General features: G+C 46.1%; 10 protein-coding genes. All 10 read right to left on the bottom strand.

Annotation, left to right across the window (positions count from 1 at the left end):
• Positions 1 to 30: 30 nt before the first annotated feature.
• Entirely contained in the window at positions 31 to 621 is a 591-nt protein-coding gene (locus DES35_RS07985) for a methyltransferase family protein (protein WP_114366297.1), read from the bottom strand.
• Position 622: 1 nt separating this feature from the next.
• Positions 623 to 958 (bottom strand): ApaG domain-containing protein, encoded by a 336-nt coding sequence (locus DES35_RS07980; protein ID WP_125039432.1) that lies wholly within the window; start codon positions 956 to 958, stop codon positions 623 to 625.
• A gap of 197 nt (positions 959 to 1155) precedes the next feature.
• Positions 1156 to 1974: a 1,4-dihydroxy-2-naphthoyl-CoA synthase gene (gene menB, locus DES35_RS07975; protein ID WP_244906337.1), complete on the bottom strand. Its 819-nt coding sequence runs from the start codon at positions 1972 to 1974 to the stop codon at positions 1156 to 1158.
• A 21-nt stretch (positions 1975 to 1995) separates the two neighbouring features.
• On the bottom strand, positions 1996 to 3012 hold the full coding sequence (gene fbp, locus DES35_RS07970) for a class 1 fructose-bisphosphatase (protein ID WP_114366294.1): 1017 nt from the start codon (positions 3010 to 3012) through the stop codon (positions 1996 to 1998).
• 97 nt (positions 3013 to 3109) lie between these two features.
• Complete coding sequence (locus DES35_RS07965; RefSeq protein WP_037358363.1) at positions 3110 to 4483, bottom strand: pyridoxal-phosphate dependent enzyme; 1374 nt, start codon at positions 4481 to 4483, stop codon at positions 3110 to 3112.
• Positions 4484 to 5350: 867 nt separating this feature from the next.
• Entirely contained in the window at positions 5351 to 8134 is a 2784-nt protein-coding gene (locus DES35_RS07955) for a TonB-dependent receptor (protein ID WP_037358360.1), read from the bottom strand.
• A 100-nt stretch (positions 8135 to 8234) separates the two neighbouring features.
• Positions 8235 to 8522 carry a P-II family nitrogen regulator gene (locus tag DES35_RS07950; protein ID WP_125039431.1) on the bottom strand — a complete coding sequence of 96 codons (288 nt, stop codon included), beginning with the start codon at positions 8520 to 8522 and terminating at the stop codon, positions 8235 to 8237.
• The gene (locus DES35_RS07945; RefSeq protein ID WP_114366293.1) at positions 8513 to 9463 is read right to left on the bottom strand and encodes a sodium-dependent bicarbonate transport family permease; all 951 of its coding nucleotides are present in this window, start codon (positions 9461 to 9463) and stop codon (positions 8513 to 8515) included. Before DES35_RS07945 ends, DES35_RS07950 begins: the two co-directional genes overlap by 10 nt.
• Before the next feature lie 9 nt (positions 9464 to 9472).
• Positions 9473 to 10018 (bottom strand): hypothetical protein, encoded by a 546-nt coding sequence (locus DES35_RS07940; protein WP_125039430.1) that lies wholly within the window; start codon positions 10016 to 10018, stop codon positions 9473 to 9475.
• Positions 10019 to 10209: 191 nt separating this feature from the next.
• The gene (locus DES35_RS07935; protein ID WP_037358351.1) at positions 10210 to 12255 is read right to left on the bottom strand and encodes a S9 family peptidase; all 2046 of its coding nucleotides are present in this window, start codon (positions 12253 to 12255) and stop codon (positions 10210 to 10212) included.
• Between the last annotated feature and the right edge of the window lie 56 nt (positions 12256 to 12311).

Genomic DNA, 12311 nt, shown 5'->3' with positions numbered 1-12311 from the left:
GATGCACCTGTACTAACAGCATCTACCCAATCATGCAGCAAAAACGTATTTTAGAAAACCTTTCCAATCAACGGGCAATAAAGCCGGTACCTGATTTTTGTATTTTTTGTAATCCTCTCCAAACTCTTGGATGAGCTTTTGCTCTTCCCATGTATAGCCGATAAATATGTAAGCCAGGGTAATGGTAAGTAGCATCAGATTTCTCTGACTTGGCACAGCGATACACCAACCCGTCAGAATCAACATCACTGACAAATAAAGTGGATGCCGAACAAATTGAAAAACACCAGTGACCACAAGGCGAGTGCTACTGTATGATCTCAGGCCTAAAAACTGAGTCAAACTCACTTTTTTGAAGGAAAGAGCAGAAATTCTGAGCGAGATTATGGTTAAAGTAAAAAAAATCAATCTGCCGAAAAGTCCTGATTCAGCAATCAAATTGTCAGGAGCTAAGAGGTAATACTTCACAGGTATGAACAGAAGAACTACAGCCAGCAAAACGTATATCAGTCTGTACGTATGTGGTGGAATGTTTCTCAGTACCAAAGATTTAACAAAATCAGCAGCCAACACAGAATGAAGGGTATAGTAGATCACCAATGCTATGGCCAAATAGACCATATCAATTGAGCATATGGTCAGCAAAAAATTGAAACTCAGGAATATCAATGCGAAATTCAGAAAAATCACTCTGTGAAATTATTGTGTAATATCCTTTAATCTTGGCTGTAAAACTCCTAAAATACAGCATATTGTGGTAAGAGAAATCACCTTTGGGAGGTATGATCGGCACATTGCCTAAGAATCCTACGCCAGATAATTCACTTACCTGATTGCAAATATCGATAATTTCATAGTGCCTACTGGTAAGCATTACCGGGTAGTTGTTGTGATTAACTACGTGTAGTTGAATGTCGAATACATAGACCGGTCCATCCATAGTCTTAAGCCTGGCCAAAAATTTTGCCTTTTGGGAAAACTGAACTCCATGTTGGGTAATAAAAAGCACCTGAAAATCTTATCTCTTTAATCCATAGCTAAAATAACAAAATTTCACATTCGCAATAATCCAACTGGATTTTTAACCAAAGAAAAAAGCTCTGAAGCACAGAACACTTCAGAGCTCAACAAAATAAGGAAAAACTAATGAACCCCTTATGGAAATTTCGGAAACTTCTTGAAATCCGGTTTTCTTTTTTCGAGAAATGCCTTCCGGCCCTCCTGAGACTCTTCGGTAAAGTAGTAGAGTAAAGTGGCGTTGCCTGCAAGCTCCTGGATACCGGCCTGACCGTCGAGCTCTGCATTAAGACCTGCTTTTATCATTCGAAGAGCGATCGGGCTTTTCTCCATGATTTCTTCGCACCATTTCACAGTTTCGTCTTCAAGTTGGTCATGTGGCACTACGCAATTTACCAGACCCATATCCAATGCTTCCTTGGCAGAATATTGCCTGCACAGATACCAAATCTCCCTGGCTTTTTTCTGCCCTACAATTCTGGCGAGATAAGAGGAGCCGAAACCTCCATCGAAGCTTCCAACTTTAGGGCCGGTTTGGCCAAAAATGGCGTTTTCACTGGCAATGGTCAGATCACAAACTACATGCAGCACATGCCCCCCACCAATGGCATATCCATTTACCATGGCAATTACAGGTTTTGGTATGCTGCGAATCATCTTCTGCAAATCAAGTACATTGAGACGTGGTACACCGCTATCATCCACATATCCGCCTATGCCTTTCACATTTTGATCGCCTCCTGCACAGAAAGCTTTATCTCCTGCTCCGGTAAACACTACTACATAAATATCGGAATTTTCGCGACAAATGTGCATGGCGTCGATCATTTCCTTGACCGTTTTTGGCGTAAAAGCGTTGCGGTATCGGGGTCTGTTGATGGTGATTTTTGCTATTCCTTTGTAGAAGTCAAACAGTATTTCATCGTACTCTTTTAGTGTGGTCCACTCTCTTTTCAAGGTGTTTGGATTTTGGTTTATTTACAATTTTTGATTGAACTGGTTCATAAATTCCATTGCCTTAGACACCATATCAGCGCTTCCTACGAAATACGGCACCCGCTGATGCAAGTCATTTGGCTGTATGTCCAAAATTCTCCGGTACCCGTCAGTGGCAAGGCCTCCGGCTTGTTCTGCGATAAAGGCCAGGGGATTGCACTCATACAGCAAGCGCAACTTACCATTAGGTGCATTGGTACCTTGAGGGTAGATGTATATGCCCCCTTTCAGCAGATTGCGGTGAAAATCGCTCACCAGCGAGCCGATATAGCGGCTGGTATAAGGTCTTTTCGTGGCTGGATCGCTTTCCTGACAGTATTTTATGTACTTTTTGACGCCCTCCGGAAATTTGACATAGTTGCCTTCGTTGATGGAGTAGATAGTTCCACTTGTCGGCATTTTGATATTTTTGTGGGAGAGCAAAAAGACACCCAGCGAAGGGTCTAGCGTAAACCCATTCACTCCATGACCTGTGGTATATACCAGCATGGTGCTGCTGCCATAAACGATGTATCCGGCGGCTACTTGCTTGTGACCGGGCTGCAGGAAGTCTTCAATCGTCACCTTAGTGCCGGGTGCTGACAGCCTTCGATAAATGGAGAATATGGTGCCTACGGATACATTGACGTCAATATTGGAGGAGCCGTCCAGTGGGTCGATGAGTACGACGTATTTGCTGTCTTTGTGAATTTCTTCGTCGAAAGCGATGTAGTCGTCGTTTTCCTCGGAAGCAAGGCCTCCGACCAATCCACGGGCTCTGAGCGCATTGATGAAAACCTCATTGGCATATACATCGAGCTTCATTTGGGTTTCGCCCTGTATGTTTTGCTGTCCTACTGAGCCTAAAATATCTGCGAGTCCTGCTCTGTTAATTTCACGATTTACAATTTTCGAGGCTAATCGGATAGAACTAAGCAATTGGGATAATTCTCCGGATGCATAGGGAAAATCCTTTTGTTTTTCGATGATAAACTCTCCGAGGGTAACCGGACGGGACATAACGTGGAAGGTTTGTTGGGATTGACAAATGTATATCGCGTGACCGCTCTTTAAAAAATCGGAATGGAAGTCCCAGAACAACGCAGGAGAATTCGGGTCATCCCAGCTGGGCTATCAGATCGTTTCTGGTGATGATGTGATATTCTCCATCGCCGAGATGAACTAATACAGCTCCACAATCAGCGGTAAACAATTGGCGAAACTCTTCTACCGGGGTGGTGGCTTCTACGATTGGAAAGGGTTTCCGCATCAGCTCACCGGCGAGCCTGTCGACGGCTGAGGGGTCTTCGATCAAGGCGTCGAGAAGTGTTCTTTCGTCAAGGGAGCCGATGAACGTATCGTCTTTAACTACGGGCAGCTGGGAGATGGAGTATTTTCGCATCAGTCGGATGGCATTGCTTACCGGCTCTCCTACTCCTATCCGAAGGAGTGGCAATCGGGAGTGGCGGTCTACAAAGTCTTTTGCCACTTTGTTGTTTTGCGGTAAGAAACCCCGCTCGCGCATCCAATCGTCGTTGTATATCTTGCCGACGTAGCGGCTGCCATGGTCATGAAAGAGTACGACGACAAGGTCCGTGGGTTTCAGCAGGTGCTTTAACTGACGAACTACACCAAAAGCACTGCCAGCTGAATAGCCAAGAAAAAGCCCTTCTTTTTTAGCCAACTCTCGGGCCAATAAAGCTCCGTCGCGGTCGGTTACTTTTTCAAAAAGGTCTATTAACGAAAAATCGACATTAGCCGGAAGGATGTCCTCTCCTATGCCTTCGGTGATGTAGCTGTAAATTTCGTTGTTGTCAAATATGCCGGTTTCGTGATATTTTTTAAAGACCGAACCATAGGTGTCAGCTCCCCAGATTTTTATGTCGGGATTTTTCTCTTTCAGATATTTGGCTACTCCGGAGATGGTGCCTCCTGTGCCGACGCCTACTACAAAGTGGGTGATTTTGCCTTCGGTTTGTTCCCAGATTTCGGGTCCGGTAGTTTCATAATGTGCCTGACGATTGCTCAGGTTGTCGTATTGGTTTGGGAAGAAGGAGTTTGGAATTTGTTGATTGAGGCGACGGGCTACGGAGTAGTAGGAGTCGGGATGCTCTGGTGGTACGTTGGTTGGGCATACGTAGATTTCTGCACCCATGGCCCGAAGGATATCCATTTTTTCTTTGCTTTGCTTGTCGTTCATGGTGCAGATGAGCTTGTAACCTTTTACAGCGGCTGCAAGTGCCAGCCCCATGCCTGTATTGCCGCTGGTGCACTCGATGATGGTGCCGCCGGGTTTTAATCTGCCGTCGCGCTCAGCGTCTTCAATCATTTTGAGCGCCATGCGGTCTTTGGTGCTGTGGCCGGGATTGAAGTACTCCACTTTGGCATATACGGGACAGGGGATGTCTTGTGCGACTCGGTTGAGACGTATTAGAGGTGTATTGCCTATGGCCTGGAGGATGTTATCAAATACTTTTTTTGAAGGATTCATGGGGACAGATATTCAAATTGCAAAGTAAAATACTCGGGGGGTGCTGGGCTATTAAAAAAGGCACAATACGGACTAATGAGGCTAGGTAGTCTATGATGGTCGCCAGGGATTTGAACTGTTGACCGTGTATTTAAAATTTCAAGCCGACGGGCTTTGTATTTGGCTCAGGTGATGTGTCTGGATGCTGGTTTTGGAAAAGGATGTTGCAATGGACTGGTGGTTTTGCGGGTTTGCTTTCGCATGGTGCGGTCTTTTTGCGCTGATTTGGTGGTGATGTCCTCTTCTTTTATATCCCTTCCGAAGTTCGTTGAGTTGCGTGACTTATGTCCACCATTGGGAATGCTTAGATGGGTTGGAAGTTTTGGTTTCTACGGGGAGGGTGAGCAGGTTTTTCAGGTTATCTGATGGCTGTGGTTTTTGGTATTTTGACCTGGAGGTCGTGGTGATTGGAGGGATCAGGTCTTAGAGGGGGTAATGTGTCCAGGTTTTAAGATGGGGTACACGAGGTGGTGTGTCGGTAGGAGTGGGCTCTTTTTGTCCAGATTTTCCGGGAGGGTATCTGGTTCTTTTGAGTATAAAAGGATTTGGAGGGAGGTGCATATGCTTATTGGTCCTGGTATTGAGGATTTTACATTGTGCATGAAAATCTTTTTAATAGCTGATTTGGGTTTATGGTCGTTTGATGGTAAGAGGAGTTTGCTGTGTGCTTCCGTGAGGGATGCGGAGGGCGCCCGCAAGGGCGGTGCGAAGCACGGGAGCGAAGCGTACCCCGGAGCAGCCCGACCCCTGTGGTGAGCTCTCGGCTGCAGGCCGATGCTCGCCACAGGGGGCACGGCCCAATAAAAAAAAAGGAAAGTGGTAAAACGGTCAGCGCATCATGACGTCGGGGGTGGCGGGTTGGGGAGCCCGGTTGCCTTTGTAGTTGCGAAACTGATAGATAAAGGAAAGGAGGTAGAAGCGGTTTAGGACGAGGGATTGGGTATCTTCAACAAAGAGTTCGCTGACGGTGCGGTTGATGCTGGTGTTTTGGTTGAGGAGGTCAAAGACGGAGAGGCGGAATTCGCCTGCGCGGTTTTTGAGGAATTTGTAGCCGATGTAGGAGTTGAGCCGTATGAAGTTGGGGTTGATGGCGTCGGCCAGTCCGTAGTATTGGGTTTGGACGAGGTCGAAATTGAGGACGAGGCCTTTCCAGGGGAGTATGGTGGCTGAGGCGGAGTTGAGGTTGAGGTAGTAGTTGTTGTTGAGTTCGGGCTGGAGTCGGTTGGTGACGATGAAGTAGGTAAGGTTGGTGCGGAGGTTGAAGTCGATGCGTTCTCCGAGGTTGCTGCTGATGCCGATGCCGCCATTGGTGGAGTAGTTGTCGACGCGGTTGTCGATTCCGTTGATTCGGGAGGGGTTTTGGAGCCATCCGAGGGAGCCGATGAGGCTGAGGTTGATTTTGAGTTTTGAGATGGGCATGTTGAAGGCGCCAAAGAAGTTGGCATTGGTGCGTGCCGGGAGGTTTTCCGGGGTGATGATTTGAGTGCCGCGTTTGACGGGGGTTCCATCGGGTAGGATGGTATCCTGGAGGAGGATGTTGGATACGTTGGAGATGACATTGTTGGTCAGGCCGTAGGAGAGGCTCATGAAGCCGCCTTTGCCGCTGAAGTTGAAGAAGCCGTATGCGATGCGGATGTTGTGTGTGAATTCTTGCAGGAGGTTGGGATTGCCGGTGGTGAGGACCAGGGGGTTTGAGTTGTCGATGACGTTTTGGAGCTGGCTGACGGAGGGGAGGTTATTGGTGGTGGTATAGTTGATGCGGAAGTTTTGGCGGGGTCCTATGCGATAGCGGAAGAAGATGGAGGGGAAGAAGTTTCGGAAGGGTTGGTCGATTTCTTTGGTTTTGGGGAAGAGCTGCTGGCTGAAGAGGCGTGTATAGGCGAAGTCGAGGCCTGTGGTGAGGGTAACTTTTTCGTCGGTACTGCGGTATTGGTGCTTCAGGCCGGTTCTTTGGGTGTGGATGAAGTTGTCGAATTCGTTGCTGAGTGCTGTGTCGGGTAGGTAGACGGTCTGGCCGAAGGCGGTGATGGCTGCGGTATATTGGTTGGAGCGGGTGATGCGGTACTCGGGTGCGTAGTTGAATTCGAGAGAATGTGTAGAGGACAGGGGTTCTGTAAAGGAGAGGCGTGCGGTGGTGTTGAGGGCGTCGTTGATGCGGTCTTGTTTTTGGTCGCGGAAGGTGGTGTCGGGGTTGGTGAGGGCAAAGATGTTGTTGGCCAGCAGGAGATTCAGGGTCGTGGTGTTGGATTGGTTGTAGGAGGCATCTAATGAAAGGGTTCGTCCTTTTTTTAGGAAGGCTTTTCGGAAGATAAGTTGGGTTTGGAGGGCCATGGTTTCGGAGCGATTGTTGAGCCGGTTATTGCCGGAGTTGAGTAGGATGTCTTTTCCGATGGTGGTTTGGGTGATGGTGGAGTCAAAGCGGTCGGTGATGTTGTAGCTAATATTGGGGATAAATACTATGGAGTGGAGGGAGTCGAAGTTGTATTCGAATCTGCCGTTGAAGCGATGGCTTTGGGTAGTGGTCTGTGCCAGGCGGTTTTCGTCGGTAAACTGACTGGTGGATTCATTGAGGAAGGTTTCTCGTATGCGTTTGGTTTCGAGGTCGTTTAGGTTATTGCGGAAGTTGTAGCCTGCCGTGAGCTTCCAGCGGGTGCTGCTATTTTGGTAGTTTAGGCCGAAGGTGGAGAGGGTATTGATACCGTCGACTGCTGATTCGGTGGGCATAAATTGGCGGAAGCGACGGAACTGGGAGCCGGCCAAGGGATCTTCCTGGCCTACATTGAGTTGGTTGAGGTTGTTGTGTTGTCCGGTGATGGAGATGCGCTCTTTGTTTCGGAAGAAGTTGATATTGCCGCCGGCTGCGAATCTATCGCTTGTGCCTATGCCGGTTTCGAGTTTGCCGAAGTTGCCGAATCGCTTTTCTTTTTTTGTGACGATGTTGAGTACGCGTCGTTCTCGGCCGTCGTCGAATCCGGAGAATCTGGCTTGCTCGCTGCGCTCTTCGAAAATCTGGATGCGATCGGCTATATCGGCGGGTAGATTTTGGACGATGCTGAGGGCATCGTTTCCGAAGAATTCTTCTTTGTCGACCAATACGCGGTCGATGGTTTGTCCTTGGGATTTAATCTGGCCGTTTTCGATGGTAATGCCGGGTAGTTTTTTCAGCAAATCAGCTACGCTGGCATCGGGATTTACTTTAAATGCATCGGCTGCGTATTCGGTAGTATCGCCTTTGACTTGTATGGGGATGACTTCTCCGATGACAATTACATCTTCGAGGAGGTTGGTATCGGGGCGAAGTGCGATAGTACCGAGCGTGGTGTCTTTGTTTAGTAGCAATTCGACGGTAAAGTTTCGGTATCCTATAAAGGAAATTTGAATTTTGTATTGCTGTCCTTTTCGGATGGAGAGCTCAAATTTTCCTTTTGGGTCTGTGATGGCTGCTCCGGCCAGGCGGTTGTCGGCAGTTTTGCGGGCTACTACATTGACTCCGGGCAGGGGCTGATTGTCGGTAGAAGAGATTATTGTGCCTTTGATGGTAGAATTTTGAGCTGAAACGGATGAAAAAATCAATACAAAAGTGACTAAAAAGAGTGCGAATTTTTCCGACATAGTTGGTAAAAAATGTGTTTTTTAGACAGGGGATGTGTGATATGGTTTAAAAAAGGAAATTGGGGTAAAGAATGTTTAAAGAAATTTTAAGAGCTGTTTGTCAAATCCAATTGACTTCCTGATGGTATGCTATTCCACCCACCCGGCTGATGAGGGCTTTGATGGGTTCTTTAATTTTTTCTGCTATTTCGGTATCGCAGACTACTATTACCATTACATTGGTGAATGAGTCGCTTAGTCCGAGGTTGTCTTTTTCACCGCGTTGGCCCTGCCCTTTGACGTCGTCTATGATGGTGTAGCCTCCTACGCCCGGATATTCTAGGATTTTTTTCAGACGGTGTAAGTCTGGTTTGGGGATTACGATTTCGAGCTTTGTTTTTACTGCCATAGCCATTGGACGATTTGGTAATATAAAGGTATGCCGAAAAGAATGTTTACGGGAAAAGTAATTCCCAGAGCCAACGGTACATAGATACCTGGGTCTGCTTCGGGCACTGCCGTGCGAAATGCTGCGGGTACAGCAATGTAGGAGGCGCCTCCTCCGAGGATACCCATCAAATAGGCATCGCCAGGTGAGGCTCCTACGAGCCTCCCGACAAGTATGAAGGCTATGGCATGAACCAAGGGTGCGATGAGACCAAAAACTATGACGCGTTTTCCGAGTCTGGGGAGAAAACTCATTCTGTGGCCTGCTACTATGCCCAAATCCATTAGAAAAAAACACAGCATTCCTTTAAAAATACTGTGTGTGAATGGTTTGATGTCTTCCATGAGGTCGTGATCTGAAATGGCACCTATCAGAACTGATCCCAACAGAATGAACACGGAGCCATGCGTTAATGTGTCGACAATCAGAGCAGAAAGACCCAACTGCTGATCGGGCTGATTTTTTCTGACAAAAAAAATCCCCTGGATGATGGCTGGAAGTTCAAGCAAAGCGAGAGCAGCTACCATATATCCTCCGTAGGAAATCTCATGCTGCTCGAGAAAAGAAACGGCTGTAATGAACGTAACTGCAGAAACAGAGCCATAAGTAGAGGCTATACCTGCTGCATTTTCAATGTCTGTCCGCTTCCTGAAAAAATGGAAGACATACCAACCAATCAGCAATGAACCGGCCAGACTTGAGATCAGGATTAATAATACCTGGATGGTAATGGGATTTTCATGTAACTCATAACCTCCCTTCAGACCGATACTCATCAGCAGGTAATAAGAAATGAACTTAGTGATGGACTGAGGAAGTTGAAAATCACTTTTTACAAAATGTGCCAGCACCCCAAGAAAAAAAAACAGGATTATCGGATTGAGAAATTGTTCTATATTCATCGGATATGATTAATATGCGCTGAGCGACCAAACTGCCTCGCCTTTGCAATTGATTTCGAGGGCAGAGGTTAAAGGTTCTTCAAAAATTTTCAATACGTTCTTTTTTAAGGACTTCCATGCTTGCTGGTCGAGTTCAAAGCACGGAATATCCACTATCAGTATGTACTCAGCATTGAATAGGACAAAATAGTGATGTTCTGTGTTTTTGACTGTGGTTTTTTTGTTGGGCTTCATGGAATTGCCTTTTATAAAATGCTTTAACCAAAAGTCGGAAGCCAACCGGCATTCGTCCCGGTCCGAATATGCATATAGGGTGATGTAGGCCCTCATTTTACGGCCGGTTTCGTCTGATTTTGATAAGGTAGTGAGCAGCATTTCGATTGTTTCAGGGTTGGTTTGACGAATCTTGCCGTGATCTCTGGTTGCCAGGTTGTAAAGCTTTCTGTCATACGTATCAGAAACTGCTGAATACAGGGCGTTGGCCAGTTGCCGGAGTTCTTCGTGTTGCGCAAAAGAAGGCGCACTGTTCATTATGGAAAGCAGGAAAAGACTCAAGAACTCCAAATTTTGGAATTTTTTTCCGAAAAAAGGAAAAGATTTATGCCAAACGAAAATACCCATCATCTGATTATCAGTTTTTTAGAAATATTTTCAAATATGGTATGTGAATTGAAATTTAATAAATGGAGTAGAGTTTTCATAGTTTTGGCTCAGGCCATAGACCCCGACGGGATGTCGGGGTTTTTTTATGGCAATTCGTTGATGGCCAGGTTGGCAAGGTCAAGCAAAAAGACAAACTTTAAAGCTACCTCTTCCAAATATCTAAACCTGCCTGAGGCCCCACCGTGTCCTGCGTCCATATTGGTGTAAAGCAATAAGGGATTGGTATCGGTTTTAGTGGCTCTGAGTTTGGCCACATATTTTACCGGTTCCCAATATTGGACTTGAGAGTCGTGCAACCCAGTTGTAACCAACATAGCCGGATAGTTTTTTTGCTCGATGTTGTCGTAGGGAGAATAGCTCTTCATGTAGTAGTAATACTCCGGGTCTTTTGGATTTCCCCATTCTTCAAATTCGCCTACAGTAAGCGGCAGTGACTCATCGAGCATGGTAGTGACAACATCTACAAAGGGCACGTCCAAAATCATCCCACGCCAGAGGTCGGGTCGCAAGTTGGCCACGGCCCCCATCAATAATCCGCCGGCAGAACCTCCCCAGGCAAACAACCTGGAAGGATCTATATATTTTTTTTCGACGAGAAATTCGGCACAGGCAATAAAGTCGGTGAAGGTGTTTTTCTTTTTGAGAAACTTACCATCCTCATACCACCTTCTTCCCTTTTCCTGACCGCCCCGAATGTGCGCAATGGCATATACAAAACCCCTGTCAAGCAGGCTGAGGCGATTGGCATTGAAAGTGGCTTCAAGGCTGTAACCATAGCTTCCGTATCCATACAGGACCCCGGGAGCTGTTCCATCCAATTTGGTGGATTTGCGATACACCAAAGATATAGGTATTAGCTCGCCATCCGAAGCTTGGGCAAAGATGTATTCACTCAAATAGTCCTCCGGATTGTATCCGGGTATTTCTTTGGTTTTCAATACCCGGATTTCTTTGGTAAAGAGGTTGTACTCTCTGGTAGATGGAGGTGTGACCATGCTCTGATATTCAAATCGCACCCAGGGAGATTTTTGATTTTCATTGATGCCAATGGCGAGCGAGTAGGTAGGTTCCGGCATAGATATTTCATCTTTTTTCACCCCCTTATGATCGTACACGATCAGATGTGTTTGTCCATCGTACTTTTCCTCCACTACCATGAGCGATACAAACAGCTTAAAGGATTCCAAAAACACTTCGTTTCTGTGTGGAACTACATCTCTCCAATTATCAGCTGGTGTACGACCGAAGGGTGTGGTCATAATCTTAAAGTTTTCGGCGCCATCGATATTGGTTCGAATCATCCAATAATCGTTCACATCGGCTACTGAGTACAATACGCCATGAGTTCTTGGATGGAACACTTTCCATTCACCCTCCGGCTGGTCAGCTGGCAGATATCTGATTTCCGATGTAAGTGTACTGTTGCTTCCGATCAAAATAAATCTACGAGAGGCCGACGGGTAAACATAACAGCTGAATTTTTCATCTTTTTCATGAAAAATTTCCCTCTGCTCTTTCGTTTTTAAATTATAGCTGAAGACTTTGTACGAACGCAAAGCGTCATCTTTAATGTTGTAAAACAGGGTAGCATTGTCTGAAGCCCAGACGATTTGGCCGGTAGTATTTTCTATTTTGTCTGGTAATATCTCTCCAGTTCTTAAGTCTTTAATTCGAATAATGTATTGCCGGCGACCTATGAAATCCTCCGAAAAAGCTAGCAATTGATGGTCGAAACTGACGGACAGGCCTCCGATGCTGTGAAATTTCTTATTTTCAGCCAGCTGATTTTGGTCCAGCAAAATTTCTTCCGGTGCTTCGAGGCTCCCTTTTCTGCGGCAGTAAATCGGATATTCTTTTCCCTTCTCAAATCTGTGGTAGTAAAAATATCCGTCTCGCTCATAAGGCACCGAGCTTTCGTCTTCTATAATTCTGGATTTCAACTCTTCAAAAATCTTTTGCTTCAATGGCTTTAGCTCAGCCATTACAAAATCCGTATATTGATTCTCCTGTTTTAAATAATCGATGACCTCAGGATTTTCCCTTTCATTGAGCCAGTAGTAATAATCCACTCGCCTATCTCCATGAATTTCCAGTATTTTGGGATTTTTTTTTGCTACAGGAGGTTTCATAGTATTTGATGAATTAAACGGTTTACAAGAAAAAACCAAGAAAAGAGCAAATAGAG

Source organism: Schleiferia thermophila, assembly GCF_003337435.1.
Lineage (GTDB): Bacteria > Bacteroidota > Bacteroidia > Flavobacteriales > Schleiferiaceae > Schleiferia > Schleiferia thermophila.
The sequence above is the reverse complement of the archived record's forward strand: the minus strand, read 5'-3'. Positions and strand labels throughout refer to the sequence as shown.